The organism is Vibrio sp. 10N.261.51.F12 (assembly GCF_041471725.1).
Taxonomy (GTDB): Bacteria; Pseudomonadota; Gammaproteobacteria; order Enterobacterales; family Vibrionaceae; genus Vibrio.
In genome coordinates, this window is sequence record NZ_JBFROV010000046.1 from 1 (window position 1) to 17,441 (window position 17,441).

Annotated in this window: 16 protein-coding genes and 1 other RNA gene; 5 read left to right on the forward strand and 12 right to left on the reverse strand. The window is 41.7% G+C overall.

Annotation, left to right across the window (positions count from 1 at the left end; all coding sequences use genetic code 11):
* The coding region (locus tag AB4405_RS21720) for a LysR family transcriptional regulator (protein ID WP_372062796.1) at positions 1 to 546 on the reverse strand (546 nt) is incomplete at its 3' end.
* A gap of 170 nt (positions 547 to 716) precedes the next feature.
* Here AB4405_RS21720 and AB4405_RS21725 point away from each other — a divergent pair.
* Complete coding sequence (locus tag AB4405_RS21725; RefSeq protein WP_372062797.1) at positions 717 to 1,010, forward strand: hypothetical protein; 294 nt, start codon at positions 717 to 719, stop codon at positions 1,008 to 1,010.
* Between the two features lie 83 nt (positions 1,011 to 1,093).
* Positions 1,094 to 1,339, forward strand: coding sequence for a hypothetical protein (locus AB4405_RS21730; protein ID WP_372062798.1), 246 nt, complete (start codon positions 1,094 to 1,096; stop codon positions 1,337 to 1,339).
* Positions 1,340 to 1,372: 33 nt separating this feature from the next.
* On the opposite strand, the gene AB4405_RS21735 is transcribed toward AB4405_RS21730, so the two are convergent.
* The gene (locus tag AB4405_RS21735; RefSeq protein WP_372062799.1) at positions 1,373 to 2,623 is read right to left on the reverse strand and encodes an integrase domain-containing protein; all 1,251 of its coding nucleotides are present in this window, start codon (positions 2,621 to 2,623) and stop codon (positions 1,373 to 1,375) included.
* A gap of 414 nt (positions 2,624 to 3,037) precedes the next feature.
* Positions 3,038 to 3,898, reverse strand: a complete 861-nt coding sequence (locus AB4405_RS21740; protein WP_372062800.1) for a hypothetical protein — start codon at positions 3,896 to 3,898, stop codon at positions 3,038 to 3,040.
* 186 nt (positions 3,899 to 4,084) lie between these two features.
* Between AB4405_RS21740 and AB4405_RS21745 the strand changes: the two genes are divergently transcribed.
* Positions 4,085 to 4,471, forward strand: coding sequence for a hypothetical protein (locus AB4405_RS21745; RefSeq protein WP_372062801.1), 387 nt, complete (start codon positions 4,085 to 4,087; stop codon positions 4,469 to 4,471).
* 338 nt (positions 4,472 to 4,809) lie between these two features.
* On the opposite strand, the gene AB4405_RS21750 is transcribed toward AB4405_RS21745, so the two are convergent.
* The 8 genes from AB4405_RS21750 to smpB all read right to left on the reverse strand — a co-directional run bounded on the left by AB4405_RS21750 (position 4,810) and on the right by smpB (position 16,048).
* Positions 4,810 to 6,543: a YfjI family protein gene (locus tag AB4405_RS21750; protein WP_372062802.1), complete on the reverse strand. Its 1,734-nt coding sequence runs from the start codon at positions 6,541 to 6,543 to the stop codon at positions 4,810 to 4,812.
* Positions 6,544 to 6,558: 15 nt separating this feature from the next.
* Entirely contained in the window at positions 6,559 to 7,626 is a 1,068-nt protein-coding gene (locus tag AB4405_RS21755; RefSeq protein WP_372062803.1) for a site-specific integrase, read from the reverse strand.
* 1,059 nt (positions 7,627 to 8,685) lie between these two features.
* Positions 8,686 to 11,388 carry a DEAD/DEAH box helicase gene (locus tag AB4405_RS21760; protein ID WP_372062804.1) on the reverse strand — a complete coding sequence of 901 codons (2,703 nt, stop codon included), beginning with the start codon at positions 11,386 to 11,388 and terminating at the stop codon, positions 8,686 to 8,688.
* A gap of 15 nt (positions 11,389 to 11,403) precedes the next feature.
* Positions 11,404 to 12,933 (reverse strand): site-specific DNA-methyltransferase, encoded by a 1,530-nt coding sequence (locus AB4405_RS21765; protein ID WP_372062805.1) that lies wholly within the window; start codon positions 12,931 to 12,933, stop codon positions 11,404 to 11,406.
* Between the two features lie 9 nt (positions 12,934 to 12,942).
* On the reverse strand, positions 12,943 to 13,179 hold the full coding sequence (locus AB4405_RS21770; protein WP_372062806.1) for a transcription factor: 237 nt from the start codon (positions 13,177 to 13,179) through the stop codon (positions 12,943 to 12,945).
* A 567-nt stretch (positions 13,180 to 13,746) separates the two neighbouring features.
* Positions 13,747 to 15,033, reverse strand: coding sequence for a tyrosine-type recombinase/integrase (locus tag AB4405_RS21775; RefSeq protein ID WP_372062807.1), 1,287 nt, complete (start codon positions 15,031 to 15,033; stop codon positions 13,747 to 13,749).
* Positions 15,034 to 15,127: 94 nt separating this feature from the next.
* Positions 15,128 to 15,494, reverse strand: a transfer-messenger RNA (tmRNA) gene (ssrA, locus tag AB4405_RS21780).
* Positions 15,495 to 15,562: 68 nt separating this feature from the next.
* Positions 15,563 to 16,048 carry an SsrA-binding protein SmpB gene (smpB, locus tag AB4405_RS21785; protein ID WP_102469622.1) on the reverse strand — a complete coding sequence of 162 codons (486 nt, stop codon included), beginning with the start codon at positions 16,046 to 16,048 and terminating at the stop codon, positions 15,563 to 15,565.
* Between the two features lie 175 nt (positions 16,049 to 16,223).
* On the opposite strand from smpB, the gene AB4405_RS21790 reads away from it, so the two are divergent.
* Positions 16,224 to 16,652, forward strand: coding sequence for an SRPBCC family protein (locus tag AB4405_RS21790; protein ID WP_372062850.1), 429 nt, complete (start codon positions 16,224 to 16,226; stop codon positions 16,650 to 16,652).
* Between the two features lies 1 nt (position 16,653).
* Positions 16,654 to 16,956 (forward strand): RnfH family protein, encoded by a 303-nt coding sequence (locus AB4405_RS21795; RefSeq protein WP_372062808.1) that lies wholly within the window; start codon positions 16,654 to 16,656, stop codon positions 16,954 to 16,956.
* A 98-nt stretch (positions 16,957 to 17,054) separates the two neighbouring features.
* On the opposite strand, the gene bamE is transcribed toward AB4405_RS21795, so the two are convergent.
* Positions 17,055 to 17,414: an outer membrane protein assembly factor BamE gene (gene bamE, locus AB4405_RS21800; protein ID WP_372062809.1), complete on the reverse strand. Its 360-nt coding sequence runs from the start codon at positions 17,412 to 17,414 to the stop codon at positions 17,055 to 17,057.
* Positions 17,415 to 17,441: the final 27 nt, after the last annotated feature.

The window sequence follows — 17,441 nt, forward strand, 5'->3', positions numbered from 1 at the left end:
TAAATCTAGAAAGCCAAAATCATATAATTTTTTTTGATGGCCCCTTACTCGAACCGGGCTCATTCCTGCGAGTCTTCCAATCTTTTTTCTACTGAGTGTATCAACGTAGCCAAAGTCATTAGAGTGATAAATTAGCAATAGTAAAACTAATCTATTAGCGAGGTTGATTTTGCTTGGAAAATTTGTGCCCGATATGATTTGAGGTGCTAGTTTGCAGAATGGTGAGCTTTTATCGATGTTGTTAACTCTATCGATAGGTGGCGTTACTTTATAATGATAACTGTGACTACCCTTTGGTGTCTTCCTGTCCCTCCTTACCAGAAGTTCTCCACACTCAAGTTCCTCGATGGCTTTACTTAACGTGCTCTGGCTTAGCCCCAATGAAAGCCTTATTTCCTTAGTTGTGCTCTTTAGCTCAAAGGAGGAGGTGTTTGAGTATAGAAGCAGCTTAATCCAAACCATTTTAGCTTCAGGTGATAAGGCTGTGACGTTAGGATTATTATCAAGACTTAATAAGAAGTTCAGTATCAATTTCAGGCTCTTCATTAGATAAACCTAGTAATAGAAGGGGTTGGTAATAGGTATTAAATAGAGATCGAATACTACGTACTTCACATGGTATTTAAAGTAGTACTCAACAAATCTGATGATACTGTCACGTTAAAATTTCCTAAGTAAGTTAAGATGGTGTGATATGAACAATTGAGACATTGAGTATGAATGGTAAAGATGACTTACAATCTTGGTTAACCAAATCTAAGGCTCAAGAGCAGTGGGCTAAGGGATACTTGCTAAAAAAGGCCAAAGGGCTCTCTGGCGTATATGGGGTTGATGTTGCTAGATCGTGGTTAGAAGGAACGAGTGCGCAGGAGTTCCTTAAAGGTTTGAGTGTTAGTGATATATCCCATCGAGAACTATTGAGAAGTGCTCGAAGTGCATGGCGCACGAAAGTAGCAAGGAAGAAGATAAAACCAAAGTCTGTATCTCTACTAATGAGACCTACTCATTAGTAGAGATAATGTCAAAAAGTCGTAATTCATCAATAAAAAACGTGGTTGAGAATCTATTAAATAGGTCGGTAAATGACGTGCACATGATTCAACAAGCGGAGTCGATTAAAGATAAGTTTGACAATATGAATCAAGAAATTGAGCGATTGGATAAACTTGTTGAAGAGTTAGAAACAAAACATGCAAAAGAAATTATTGTTAAAAGTTCTGAGATTAACGAGCTACAGTTAGCAATAGAAAAAATGAAGAATGGGAATCAATCGTTAGATGTTGAAGAGCCGAAAGCTATCTATGCAAACAAACATAGAAATGCTGTCGGTCAGTTTTAATCAGTTTATTAAACTGTGATTGAAGCTATAAAGCTAAAAGTTTTCACCAACAACTTTAATGGCTTTCCTACCCGTTAGTGAGCCAGTTCCTTGAGCTGCTGTTTCGATATGTTCACTCCACCAGTGCATCATAGGACGGCGGCGCTCTAGGTAATCAGTTCGATTGTACGTAGCACGTACTTCATTTTTATCGATATGAGCTAAGGCCGCTTCAATTAAGTCGGACTCAAAGCTTTGTTCATTGAGAGTTGTAGAGGCGAGGGCTCTTAGTCCATGAGCGTGAAGTTTTCCTGCATAACCCATACGTTTAAGTGCCATGTTTGCAGTTTGGCTATTCATCGCTTTCTTGGGGTCACTAGCACTAGAGAACACGTAGACGGAGTGACCAGATAATGCCTGCATGATTGTTAGGATTGCCAACGTTTGGTCTGTTAGTGGTATTCTATGTTCTTTGCGCTTTTTCATTCTTTCAGCAGGAATAATCCAGAGATTGTTTTCAAAATCAATTTCGTCCCAACGTGTACCACTGGCTTCACTTGGTCGCGCTAAAGTATGTAGTTGCCATTCAATAAGGCACCGTGTTTGGATTTTAATACTCGCTTGATTTAATGCGCTCATTAAGTCTGGAAGCTCAGCAGGTTCGATGGTAGCCATGTTCTTTTTGGATGGTGTATCGAAAGCTGCGCGAATTCCAGCAAGAGGGTTGGCGTGTACTAGGCCAGTGTTCACAGAAAAAATCATCACTTCATTGAGTCGTTGAGCGACTCTTTTTAGTGTTTCTAAGTTGCCTTTTATTTCTAGTGGGCGTAGTACTTTTATCACCATTGGTGCAGATATTTGGGATACCGGAGTTTTTCCCAAAGACGGGAAAAGGTGCAGCTCGAATGAGCGCCAAATATCATCAGCGTGATCCGGGGTGACTTTCTTCTTTTTCTTGTCAAACCAGCTCTCAGATACATTGCGTAATGTATGCACAGTGATGGCAATATTTTCTTCTTGTTTCTTTTGCCTATGTTCTTTGGGGTCGATACCTTGGCTAATCAATTCACGATGTTCTGCTGCAATTTTTCTTACTATCGCAAGTGATAGATCCGGATAGTTGCCAAGAGTCATACGAATTCGTTTTAGTGAGACGGGGTGTTTATAGATCAGGCACCAGACTTTATTGGCGTTCTTCCTCACTCGTAGCTGTAAGCCGTTACCATCGTAAAGGTCGTAATCTTTATCTTTCGGTTTGGCTTGTTTTACTTCTGTTGCAGTTAGTTGTGTAACTCTTCTTGCCATAATCAACATCCCCATACAAAAATAGACACCCAAGAATGGCACCTTTTTGTTTTGGGTGTCTATCTGGGTGTTTATTATCTTGAGCTGTTACCGAACAAAAGTAAACCTCAGTGGATAGTGGTGGATTGTAAGTTGTTGATTTTAATAAGTTACAGGCACAAAAAAAGACGCCCGTGGACGTCTTTAAATGTTGAATTGGTGGAGCTGGCGGGAGTTGCCATGAAACACCTTATAAGTCATTGAATTCAATGCTTTGCGATTTTTTGTTCGTGTGCTAATTAACGAATTAGTACCATACATTAGTAGGTTTTGTAGGTGTTTTCAATGAGTAAGTTGATGGTCGTAGTTAAGAAATCAATAGAATGGTTATTTGATGGGTTCAGCTCCCTACTTAGGAGTTGAACCCGCGTCCGTTTATTTTGGGTCTAGCTTTCGTTTAGATCTTGCTTCTAACTCACTTCTCAATTGGGTTACTTGCTTTCTTTGATGGCTGGGTAGTTCAGCAGTAGATAACTCTTCAAAGGTTTTGATTAGTCGATTGATCTGCCTATTTTGCTGGCGATAATCATTTTCTTCCTTGGCTTGAAACCACTTATCTGCTTGTGTTTGTAACTTAATGATAAGAAGTTGAGCATCTTTAGCCTCAGCTGCTTTTTGCTCTCTATATTTCCATGCTTCAAGTCGCCTTCCTCGAGCCTTCTCGTGAGGCTTATATTCTTTGTGGTCTAAGCCTGTATGTTTAAGTACTGCTGCATTAAAAGCCTGTTTTAGCAAAGCGGTACACTTCTTTTGTTGTAGTTTTCTTAATACTTTACCGTTTAAAACCTTTCCGATTATGAGATGAACATGATCTCCAGCCCCACGAGTACCAGATTGCTTTTGCTGATGTAATACAGCACGGATCTGATACTTGAATTGTTTTAACTCTTCAGGTTTGAGCTCTAGCAGCTTACTAATTGCTAAACAGCAATCACTTATGATTGCTTTCCAATTTTCAGGTGTTGGTCGATGGCCTCTCGGTAAGGTTAAAACATACTCCATAGCATAGCTGGATATAGGCCTACCACCCTTGCGATTAAGGTGCTGCTTTACTCGGAACTGCTCCCCAACTAGAGCAATCCTTTGTGAGGTTTTAGCGCTTCCGAACAATGAAACTATAGCTTCTGTAGTGCGGTGATTTGGGTGGTTTTCAGCTAATAGGTAACGCTCTCTTGCCATTACCCCATCGGTGCCATGTTTTGTTGCCTCGGTTGTTATCGTCCAGTTTTTAATCATACTTTTCCTAAAGCATATAAATTCAAACAACCTATTTCAATCGTGTTGTATTCATGAGTATTCCAGATAGGCAAACCTCGTGCTTCGCTGAGTATTTTGCTTCTGGTGAGATTGGGGTACCCCCTCTCAACTCCCCCTAAAAAAAGTTGAACTACTTCTACTCAATTTGTATGTTTTAAGAAAATCATGGAAAAACAGAATTTTGAGAAGAACTTAGCCAATAGCATGGCGACACCAGAAATGAAGTCAGAACAAATCCGTTTGGTTGTGTTGATGCATTGTCAAAATGCAGGTTTCGTAAGCAAAAAAGATCAGGAAGCTAACACACCCAGATATGAGTGGTTATTAGAGGTTCTAGAGTTGAATCTGTTGTCGCTAAACTTACTAGATCAAATCATCTTAGATGTGAGCAATCAGCTTTTCCCTTTAGATGTAAAAACAGAAATTGATGCTAAGGCGATTTCGATTGTTAAAGATATAGCCACAAGAGTAATGGCAACTGCAGTTATCTACCCTTCTCCTAATAGTGTTGAAGTGACCACTAGTACAAAGCAGAGGCTTGAAATGAAATAGTGTCAACCTATCAGACAGTTGATCGTTATTATGATGTTGTCCCCTGAATTATGCCTATCGCTACTTCAGGGGGTTCTCTTTCATGACTTACACAAAATTATTTCTGTTAGATACTGGGGAGGGGCAAACTTGAATCGTTTCATCAGCTAAACTCATAACTAGTTTCCCCAATGCTGTGATTTGAGTGAGAGTGTTAACCACGATCCAACAATAAATTTCATTTATTGCCGACTCGCGATTGATATGAAAAGCGATAACCAAAGTTTCAGGGATTGAAAAAAGAACCTACAATCCCTACATTTTTTAGAAATTCGTAGGTGTTGTAGGTTGGTTATTTTCTATCGGAATTCGGGATGAATCTCAAACTGCTTTCTCGGGGACTCAACCCACCTGATGTAACCTTTGGATTCAAGCTCATCTAGAGCCTCTTCCCTTGAGTTCTTCGCCGTGAGGTTGCTCCATCCCTTCTGTGCTAGCTGCTGCTTGGTGAATGAGCCATCAAATTTATCAAGCCTCTCTAGCAGAGATCGTGCTGGACTTGAGTTCTTCTTTTGTGAAGAGTGTTTTCCAATTTGAATTATTTTTTGCATATGGGCATCGAGATATTCTAGCCATTTGATAGCTCTTTCAAGGTTATGAACTCGAATTCGTTTGGAGTCAGAGGATTTAATATCCGCACAGTTTTCAGCTTCCTCAATTAGATGGAAAATCAATGATAACTTTGCCACCAAAGCAGGGTGTTTTCCTTTAATAGCCTGCCAACTCTCATCCATGTCTCGAATCTTTGTTGCGAACTCTTCTGACCAGCTTCCCCACAATAGTTGTGCATCACTATTGAACCTGCAAGTTTCAGTTTCATTGTGTTCAACATTAGCCAGTTTCATGAAGATACTGGACACAACTTCTTTGTGCTCATGGTCTGGAGCAACATCCGTATAGGAACCTTGATTTGATTCAGGAAAAACAGCCAGTTGAAATCGCTCAAACAACCCATCATTCCCTTTTCCAGAGTTTCGGTCTTGCAATACTTCTGATAACCGAGATGGTTGTATTCCTCCGAGAATTGAAACTGCTAGAGAGGGAATTACGATGTTTTCTCGACCAACTCTCTCCACTACATAAGGCGACTTTGATGCATTGAATGCCTGCAAATACATCGCACGCTCATGTTCTCGTCCATTTTTAGCCAGCTCTTTCAGCCAACCTACCAATTCATCACGGAATAAAAGTAGGCCGTTCGGGTTGCCTACAAGCTTAATCAGTAGAGCCTCGATCGTTGTATCATTAGCTATTAAAGCTCTCACTAATGCTTGAGGTTCATCTGTATTCGCAATTTTGTCTGAAAGCTCCCTTGCTTCTTGTTCACGCCCTTCGGAAAGCAAGGATTTAAGCTCAGATTTCATTTCATTTTTCTGGCTCTCAACCAACTCACGTTTTACTTCTGCGTATTCGGCACTAGCAATGTTCATTGGGTCGATGATCTTTTGTTGCACGTCATGTAGGAATGCCATTGCAGCTTCCATGCTGGGTGTTTTTTTCATTGAAGGAGTACCAATAACCATTCCCCATAGTATTGGGCTCACCTTCCACCCTGTATCAAACTCTTTAGGTTGAATCTCAACCGATTGACCGACCAATGCCCCGATACAGACGAGTAGAGATATAGCAATATAGTCCACGGGCGCATTATCCATGCGTTGCGCCTCACGTGTTGCAAACTTCTGCATTGATGAGGGCAGCAAATCAATATCGAAAGGCGGTACTGCGATCATCTCGGTTGTTAATGGCTTAGGCTGTTGCCATTCATAACTTGTTGCCTGTAGTTCAGCCGCTGGCAGTAATACCGGAGGGGTAGAAGATATCTCAGCATGGTTGACAACATGTTTAGGTGGATAACTAACCGCTACATTAGAGTCATTGACACCGTTACTAGCCACTGTACCGTTCTTGGCATCCTGTTTATTCGAGCAAGCCGTAGACCCCTTTGTAATTACAGCCGATTCTTGTTGAGGTGCTGTCTTCTTTGGTTGTATGGCATTGTAGAGTCTCTCGACAAGTTCAAAATTCATCATTGAGCGTTCCCAGTGTTACTGATGGTAAGGTGTGACGTGTTTTGTAAAGGATGTATCGATTGTATTCACGCATTCCGCAAGCAAATCAAGAGGATATGAATGACCATAGGTCGAGTAGGTAAACCCGTGCTTGCTGTGCCCAACTAGTGCGTTTGCGAGTTCTTCCTTGATACCGGATTTCATCAGCTCTGACGTAAAATTGTGTCGCAGCGAATGCAGATCATGTCCAGTTCCAAACCCATTTTTATCCCGCCAGTATTGAGCCCATTTAGTCGCGTTCGTACTTTTCATACCTTTGCGAACAGGTAGTTCTGGAAATAGCTCGCCACTTAAATTTGTGGCGAATTCAATGAACCCTAGCCGGAGTAGCTCTTTGGCGATTGGAACCTGACGAACTGAATTTTTCGTCTTGACTCGCTGTTCCTCACCCTCATCGGTAATGAGGATGTACCAAATGTTATTACGCTGAATGATATTTTCAGCCCTGAGTTGACATACCTCGTTCAGACGTGCACCTGTATAGCGCAATAACAACGGAACCCAGTAGTGATATGGTTTTTTTGGGGTACCAGATGTGAACCAACCAAACTTGAACAAAATAACCAGTTGCGCCTCGGTAAGAGGAAAGCGTTGATTTGGGGTTTCAGACTTACCTGCTTTCACCTTCATACCACAGAAAGGGTTTATGTCAGTGACCTCCATTTTCTGTAAGTATTTGAAAAAAGAAGAACATGCTTGAATCTTGCCCCTTACTGTAGCTGGTGCTAGTACTTGCTCATTTAGTGCCTTATTTATGGCGATCGCCTGAAACAAATCTAGGTCCTTAAAGCACTTCTTCTTGTGTACATTAGAAGGTACTTGCATTAACAAGCGCTTAGCCATTAGCGCATCTTTCCCACGAATGTCAGAGATTTGCTCTTTATTGGTCAGAAACAATACTTGAGAGATTTTTGCGATGTTTTCATCGACGGTGTGTAATTCTTGGCCTTCACCAAGAAGATATTTCCGATACTCGTTAACCCAATAATCTATAGGGTTATCACCTGTAAATTTATGTTTGATGTATTTAATGAGGGTTTTCATTATTGCTCCTGAAATAACCTTAGTCGACAAATTTACTGTCTTTTCGATTATTATGATGTGAGCAAATAGAATCGTATTCAATCCCCTCCGTGGCACAAAAGCTATATAGGTTGATCTTAATCAAGTTTGTAAACTACTGTTTTTAAAGTAAAAAAACACTTGATCATGAGTCGGTATAGCTTATGTTTTGGGTTGTTTTTTAAGTTCTGAATAATAACTAAAAAACACTTAAACATAATGCTAAGTGTTTGATTAATCATTGCGTGGTTATTTGTTTTTACATGACTTTTTTTATTTTTTAAAGTTTTCTATAGTTTAAAAAGTTTAAAAAACTCTAATATTTAGACTAGACATTAAGTCTATATTTATATGCTTTATGCACATATTAAGAAAGGAGCCTTAAAACCAAAAAATAAACTGGTCAGACCTCTTTTTGGTTGTTTTTTTGGTCCATCAGCGCAAGGTAGTATATCTTTTCACTTCATTGGACGTTTCATCTTTCAGATTTATGGTAGTGATCATTAGCAATTTTAGTGAAAGGCTCTTTCTAAAGTGGTCAAAAGTTGTTCTGCCATGAAAGTGTCCGATGATCTCGGATACTGCAGTTTCGGGGAATTTTCTTTTAGCTAAGCAAAAGCTCTTAGTAGTATAGGACGACCTATAAGCCAAGCTCAATGAAATCAGCGAGGAAGGGGCTTTACGGCGCGAGCTGAGGTTCTTTTGGTACTGCTTTTGAGCAATACTCCATTTGCTCAGAGAGTTATAGTTACTACATTCACAGGTAATTCGGGAAACTTAATTCAGAATAGTCATTTACACGCAGCAAGGTTAATGCAGAAGCTCAAGCGGATGTACTTGGATCTTTGAGAGCTGACTCATACACGATCTGACACTTGTGGTGGTGAAGCGTGACCTAATCGTACAGACTGTTCCTTATGTCACGAAAAAGCGCTTCTGGACAAAAATCAGTTTCATCGATTATTTTCCATTTGCATATTAAGTTACAAAAGTTGAGGAATCCGAGTAAAGGATTCCTCAAATAGCTACAGATATCTCAGTTTATGTTGAAATTAACTCTTGGAGCTGTTGGCGTACATCGCGGCCTTGTCCGTCTTGTTCAACAGCCATAATGAACAGACACTTCCCATTGCTCAGTTCTGCCCACTTATCACCGATAGCACGCTTTCCCGCTGAGTCATCATTGGTTACATATGCTTCACCTTTGTACTCTACGACCAACATTCGTCCATCGTTAAGTTCACATACAAAGTCTGGGTAAAATTTATTATGAGCCAATGGCAACCAGAATGACGCTTGATCCCGGCGTACCAGATTACGAATCCAATATTTTACCTCTGGTAGACCATCTATGGCTTTAGCACACTCGTATTCCTCACCTGTAGCTTTCAGATCCTCAATAAGGTTCTGCGGAAAGTAATGTTTTTGAAATTTGTAGCGACCAGAATAGTAAGGTGGACGAGATGGGTAATGGCTCGGCTCGAAGTGGTACATGAATTCATCGGATACACACGCTGTACTTTCAGCACCGAACAAGCACGCTTGATACCCAGTTCGCTGAGCTTGTTTACGGTACAGGCGGATGAGGTCTCGAATAGCACGGGCCAATGGGAACTTATTGCGAACCAAAGCTGTAAGGGTCAAGTTACGTTTTTGAAGCAAATTTTTGACAAGGCGACCTAAGAAGCCAACAAGCTGATGTTGCAGCACGTCCGGTTGTCGCAATTCCCTATCTAGCCAGCGGACGAGATCTTGTTCTGTAACGTCAATAAAGCCTTGGTTGAAAGCGATGACTTCCTTTTGGTCGGCAACCTTGTAGGTGAGTGACTTACCATCCATGTCAATCGCAAAACTATTGCTTGTCTCGTTCATTACAAAGTTGGTCAACTCTGCTGGGTAGTCGAGCAGATTCCAGCTGTGTGCGTGAAGGAAAACCTCTGACTCAACCAGTTCCAACTCGCCTTGTTCCATCATGCACAAATAAGGAAGCGAGCCGAATTTTTCCCCACGTTCTGATGGTGCCTTCATAGCTTCGATTGCCTGATTATGTACTCGAACATCACGTTCAAAGGCTTTACGTTTCTTGCCCGATTTTACATGTTTCGTTAGCGCTTTTTGTATGCTTGGTGAAACTTCGCCAGTCACTTTGACTACTGCGGTGTCGGTTTGCTCATCCCGAGTCATCGTAATCTGTTTCTTCTCTAATTCGGAAAGAATTGTTAAGTCTGGTAGATCCTCAACCTCTACTACAATAGCGGGAGATGGTGTCGGTTTTGCTTGAGTTTGCTTCGGCTCACCACCAAATAGATCCCCTTGACCACCCGTCGGAGCCTGCTCTCGTAAAAATGCTGCGATCTCCATTTCTTCAAAGCCCATAGCGATGAGCTTATCCGTCAGCTCTTGAGCTGCTTTTGCGAACTTCGACGTCGCAAGATGCGCATAAGCACGGTTCAAGTCTTCAATGGCTCGACGGCTGGCATACGGCATACGCAGCACACGACCAAGTAGCTGTTCAGCATCTTTACTAGAAGATACTTGCTTTACCGAGCAGAATACGTAGGCAAAGGAGCAATCCCAACCTTCTTTAAGGGCTTCGATAGTAATGATGTATTCAATTGGGCAATTTTGATCGAACAGATTGATCCCATCTAATTCTCGTTGGCTACCTGTTGCTACAGCAATCTTATCTTCAGTAATGCCAAGTTGATTGATCAGGTGGTCTTTAAGTACTTCAACAGTGACTTCACCTTTTTTGTTTTCAGCTTGGAACAAGGCTATTGGGCGGATGTAGTCCTCATCTTTTTGAGCGTCAGTCTGTAGCTTGTTACGTGTGATCACTGCATCCTGAACTGCATCTTGCCAGTTTTGATGCTCTGTCAAAACAATCGGCAATTTAATCATCTCTTCGGCTTTCAATTCGGCCGCTGAGACGTGAAATAGAATGTTACTACCGTTTGCGCTAGTGGTATTTGGTGTAGCTGTAAACTCAATGACAGCAGCAGGGTGTACACGTCGCAAGGTGTCAAAGGTTAAGCTGGTACGAGCATTATGAGCTTCATCCACGATCACCACTGGCCGATACAGGGCTAATAGGTTCGCAAAAGAGAATTTGATGTTGCCAATCTCACGACTACTCAAACCATTCTCTTGTACATCAGCCTCAGAAACCGTCTCTAAGAGCGGCAAAGAAGGGTGGTTTGCAGAAACCTTGGCAAAGTGAGGCTCAAAGTTTTCGTGATAAGCGTACACCTTGCGACCAGAGGTGTCAGTAACTCTCAGGTTAGCTAGGGTCGATACGACCACAATAGCTTTGTTGCCTAAATCTTGTGGCCGAATTTGAGTCACTTCATCAATATCGAGCACCAGTACTTGGCGATTAAAAGCGGCATCAAGTTTTTCACGATAAGGATGGCCCGGTGTTTTCAATGCTTCTACCGTTTGATCGCGAATCGTGATGCTTGGTACTAGCCACAGTGCAATAGGGGCTTCGGTCTCTAGGTAATGACGTGCGGCAACGTCAACAGCATGTGAGCCCAGAACGGTTTTACCACCACCAGTTGGGATACGCATACAAAAATACGGAACTTGCTCGAAACCGTAATCACGATAGGCATGTGGGGGGAGTTCTTGCTCTTCCAGTGCCAATTTGTAAGCATCTTCTACACTGTCGCTGCTTAGGCAGTGAGAAAGGAAAGATTGCATCACATCAACGGCACGTTGTTGATAACCTTTTAACTTAAACATTCTGTGGATTCCTTATCAAAGAGTGCCGACGTCGTACGGGATCTGCTTAAACGTGATGTTAGCTTGCTTCAAGCGAGCCTCACCTAAACGACTAGATTCACCGTAAATCACGATACGTTCATGTTTATCGATGTCCGGTAAATTGTTGAGTACTTTACTTGTTAGTACATTGCCACCTGCTGGTCGGCGATCACCTAGGATGCCGTTATATAGCAAGTAGTATGCCGTGTCATTATGGACCCCCAGTAATGGGGTATCCGCTTTATTGCCAAGTGGTGTTTTGGTTTCTAAATACCAGATATGTGACGCTAAGGTTGGGAACTTAATGTCAGTATTGAGGCAACCGTATTCGTCGAATACAGCTTCGCCTAGCTTATAGAAGCGAAAACCTCCACCGCCAGTCCATTGGACAGAACTGGAAATCCCGCCTAATTCACCATCAATAACTTGTGTTAATCGAGGAACACAGTGGGAAATAGCATGCTCGCCAATTTCTACCCCAATAAAGCTTCTTCCCATTTTGTGAGCTGTTGCTGATGTAGTTCCTGAGCCCAAAAATGAATCAAGGACTAAATCGCCTTCGTTAGTTGCGATTGTTAGAACAGTTTGAATTAGCTTTTCTGGCTTTGGTGTTGTGAAGGGGTCATCACCAAATAAAGCTAGCATCTCTTTCATTGCATCTTGAGTATGGCCTGCAAGAGTATGCTTCCAAAGGGACATGGGCATCATTCCCTTGTTTATCTCAGAAAAAAAATTCTTCAATGCTGGCTTAGTATTTTTACCTGACTTACCCCACCAAATACGATTCTCAGCGACGTGTTTACTGTGGACTTTTTTTGACATTGCCCATACACGGGTCTTACTTGGCCAGATTTCTTCACCAGTATTTGGTTGTAGGATTGGATAATACAGATTGGGTCTTTCATCTGAGGAATAACGACATGTATAGTCCATAGCCTTCCAAGGCCCTCTCGGGTCTTCATCAGGATTCTTATACCTTCCAGTTTGATCCTCTGTCATCGGCAACAAGTTTCGTTGGAAAGATGAGCTTTTTCGGTAACAAAGAATATGGTCATGGACATAGCCAAGGTCTTTGGTATCTGGCGGCGGAGCATAACGCTTTTCCCAAGCTACATCACAAATGAAGTTATTACGTCCAAAAATCTCATCCATTATTACCTTTAGATAGTGCGCTTCATTGTCATCGATGGAAACCCAAATACTACCATCTTCAGATAACAGTTCTCTTAGTAACTCTAAGCGAGGATAGATCAATGAAAGCCAACGGCTATGTTCCAAGTTGTCATCGTAATATTTGAAAGCACTCTTAGTATTGTATGGAGGATCAATAAATATACATTTAACTTTGCCTGCATAATGAGGTATCAAGGCTTTAAGCGCCTCAAGATTATCACCTTGAATCAGTAAATTTTCATTATCGGCATCACCATAGGAGTGCTCTGGTACTTCTTCCAGTAGCCTGTAAGTACATTTTTGAGACGTTGTTATCGCTTCGTCTTTGTTAAGCCAATTCAAAATGGGCATTTTAGATCCTCAAATTTTATCTACGTCTAAGCCAGCTTGCTTCAATCGGCTGGTAAGGTTTCTCATTTTGCTAAATTCGGTGCCGTAGCTGGGTTTGAGGCCGACTTCTTCGCAAAACTCTTTTGCTGTGATGTCTTGAAGTTCGTCAGCGTATTTAATCGACTGCAAGTGCAACTCAGCCATAAAGCCGTTCCGTGGAGCTGAAGCAAGTGCTTTCTTAATATCTTCTCTAATCATTTTGTCCATAATGTACTCAATATGATTTATAGTGCTCGCTGGAGATTTTAGCAAAATTAGCTAAAAAAGCTAATTGGTCTTAGACGAATGGGCACTTATGAAGTGTCATGCTGAATTGTAAGAAAGGAAAAAGCCGAGTGAAGCTAATAATGGGGTAAAAGTGAGCTAAAGTAACCTGTCAGATCTGATTGTATCGCTGTTAGATGACTGGCAGATAATGTCCTGATTAATCCAGTTTAAATTCCTCGTACCACTACAGTACAGACATAGCAAACAAGGTAAAGAGGATTCTTCAGAACACATTCCCCATATGCAATAATGAAGAGCCATTCTGATAGAGAATGGTGCTTGGGTTCTCGAATAAAGCTTTATTATTCAAACCCTTAACGGGTGCACCAATAGAGTCTGTTACACCGCTACCGCAGTAGCCTACATTGAAAGCCCCTTAAATGGGGCTTGCCTTTTGATTAGATACTAACAACTTTCCAATAACTCAACCTTTGAACAACCTCAACTTGTTGGTTTACATGCTCTTGATAGTCGACTTCTACACAACTGTTGAACCTTGAAGTCACTTTAGTTCAAGCACACAAACGTTTGAATACGTTCGGTGGCTTTATCCTCTAGCTTTACGATGTTTTCGTGCAGTAGATTGATGGACAGATTCTTACCGTACCTGTCGAAAGTGATGCTTCCATGACTGTGCCCAATAAGTTCTGCTACAACGGTCTCAGACACCAATTGTTCCTTTAGTTCAGTCGCAAAAGTATGTCGAAACGAGTGGAAATCGAGCCCTCTTCCAAACCCCAATGCCCTCTTATGACGTCCATACCACTTAGATGCAGAGGTACCATATCCATCACGTTCATGTTTTAGCTCAGGGAAGATTCTTGGTGTTTTAAGAGTCTTAATAAAGTCTATAAAGCCAAGCTTAATGAGAACAGGGTGTAATGGGACTTTACGGCGGGAATTTAGGTTCTTTAGGCGCTGCTTTGGTTGACTATCGTTGATATCGATTACCCATAGGTTGTCGACTTGGATTACGTCACAAACGTAGAGTTGGCTTAACTCATTGAGCCGTGCACCAGTGTAGCGAGCAAGCAAAGGTAGCCAGTATTGATAATTGTGTCTGAACTTCAGCTTTGTATAGATTTCTGAGCTAAAAATAGTAGATAACTGGGTAGGGGTATAGGCACTCTTTGCCTCGCTGATCTTTTTATCACTGGTAAATCTGAAAACCTTAAATGGATTTATATCGCAATACTCCATTTGCTCACACCATGTAAAGAATGAAGATGCTTTTTGGAAATAGTCTTTCACACTGCTATTGCTAAGTGTGGGTAGACCTATTTCACTATTTTTTTCAATTGCTTCTAGTCCAGAAAGTCCCGTAAATACATCGTGTTTCTTTATATTTGTAGGGTAATGATAGAGTAGTTGTCGGACTCTTTCCGCATCTGGTCTGCGAATTTGGTTGATAGATAGCTTACCTGAGAGCTCTAGTACCACTTTACACTTTAAGTAGGCGGCCATGGCTGTTTTTTCGGTAATATGACTTCGTTTGTACGTGAGGTACTTACCTAGCGCATTTATTGGTGCGAGTTTAGTTGGTTGCCTCTTTGGTGTGTGAATGGTTGGAGTGATATTACTTGAAGTAGCCAAGAGCTCGGGATTGGATTGCTTGTTTATAACTTGCCTGATCTCTAGCTCCAGCTTTAAAGCTTCTATGATAGCCAAATCCTTGGAAGAGGTATTCAGGGACTTTTTGATCTCTCTTCTTCCATCAAAGAGCGGTCTATGTTGCTTTGAGATCTGATACCGGAACTGCCAAATACCAGATGAGGATATCTTTAGATAGCGCATTTTTAGTACCAACTTTTAGTACAAGTGGCACACGAACGAAAAATAAAGACAAAAAAAGGCGGTAAGTCAATAACTTACCGCCTTTCCAAACGTTTGGTGGAGCTGGCGGGAGTTGAACCCGCGTCCAAAAATCATTCATCATTGGTACTACATGCTTAGTCGATCTTTAATTTCACCAAGTACCTGCGAACCGACACGCTAGTAAATGACTATCCTGAATTAAATTTCGAACTTCATCTCTCAGGCGGGAGAATCCGATCTAGCTAGTTTGGGTTTGACTCTTTGTTATTCCCCGTCTTACAAGCGGAAGCTAGGGCAAAGAGGCTCTCAGCAGGTTATTAAGCTGCTAGTGCGTAGTTTTCGTCGTTTGCGACTATTTTTTTGCGGCTTTTAACGTGGCCAACCGCCCCACGGCATGCACCTCAGACTTCAAAATTCCTGTCGAATCCTAAATCAGCCCCAAGTGTTATTTTTCATAGTACCAGAAAAGCTAAGCCTGTCTAGTAGCTGAAAGTTCAAGTGGTTAAGATTAGCGCAAATTACTCTTCATAACTCGTGCTTTGTCTCTTGCCCAGTCTTTTTCTTTTAAATCTTCGCGTTTATCGTGCAGCTTTTTACCTTTAGCCACACCGACTTTGAGTTTTGCCCAAGAGCGAGACCAATATAAAGAAAGCGCGATGAGTGTCATACCTTCACGATTGACACGACCGATAAGGTTATCGAGCTCCTTGCGGCGCATAAGCAGTTTGCGCACACGTGTGGGTTCGGCCACTATATGAGTAGACGCTTGATTTAGCGGGAGAATAGACATGCCACTGATGTAGGCTTCGCCATCGCGTACAAAAACGTAGCTTTCGACGATGTTAGCTTTGCCCTGACGAAGTGATTTGACTTCCCAGCCCTGTAGCTCAATACCAGCTTCGATATCATCTTCAATGTGATATTCGTGGCGAGCCTTTTTGTTTTGCGCGATAGTGTTACTACCCGCTTTATTTTTTGAGTTCTTTTTTACCATAGTGGCGCCATTATAAGGTGAGTCTGGAGTTTTAGGAAAGGCTTTTGTTTCCGCCCTATGAATTTACCACGACTCGCCAGTGCTTTGATATATTTGTCTTGAATGAGTTGGGAGCTTGAGCTGAATCATGGATATCAGTAGAATTGAACCTAGCCTTTTATTACGAGATGTATTTATGCCACAAGTGAAGCGTTCAGCGTTAGTGATGTTCAGTGCTGACCAAATGTTCAACTTGGTCAATGATGTTGCCAGTTATCAAGAGTTCTTACCAGGGTGCTCCGGCTCTCGAGTGCTTGAATCATCGTGTGTTGGCATGGTGGCATCGGTTGATGTATCGAAAGCGGGCATTAGTAAGACGTTTACAACGGCGAATACTTTGGTTCAAGGCAGCGAGATATTGATGGAACTGGTTGATGGCCCTTTTAAGGCGCTAAAAGGAGTTTGGTCGTTTATTCCTTTGGATGATCAAGCGTGCAAGGTTGAACTTAAACTCGATTTTGAATTTTCTAGCAAGATGATCGAGCTGGCATTCGGTAAAATATTCCATGATGTCACCAGTAATATGGTGAATGCTTTCACCAAGCGTGCGAAAGAGGTGTATTGAAATGAATGCTGAACAGCCATTGATCCACGTTGAAGTGGTGTATGCATTACCTCAAGAGCAACGTGTTTTTACTATCGTGGTCAATCATGAATTAACGGTAGAAGAGATTATCGAAAAGTCAGGGGTATTAGCGGTCTACCCTGAGATTGACTTAAAGATGAATAAAGTGGGTGTTTTTAGTCGCAATGTAAAACTAGATGCAACCGTGAGAGATAAAGATAGAATTGAGATCTATCGCCCTTTGCTTGCTGATCCTAAAGAAATTAGACGTAAACGTGCGGAGCAAGCTAAAGCGGGTAAGTAACTTGTCATTTATGCCGCTACAAGAGTGCGAGGAAAAGCCTCAAGTATGACAATGTTAAATAATAAAAAAGCTCGCGATGCGAGCTTTTTTATTTGGATTTAGTTCAGGCTTTCGAAAAACTGATCACTCGCTTCGTAATCACCAGAAATCGTCGTTAATGTGCCGGTGGCGTCGAAGTCGACGACAAGATTTCGTTGTACTGGGTCATTGTGGCCCTTCGTCGCATGGTAGACGTAATACCAAGTATTAGGGTAACCATTTTCGATAAGCATCGGTGATCCAAGAACAAAGCGAACCTGTTCTCTTGTCATACCAAAACGTAACTGTTCAACCGCATTTTGTTCGACAAAATTACCTTGGTTGATATCAATACGATAAACGATTTTCTCTATTACTGAACAACCCGTCAGTAACGTTAGGGCGAGTGGTATTGCTGCCAACCACTTTTTTAATTGCATAGCGTCAATTTACAACTTTGATTTTTT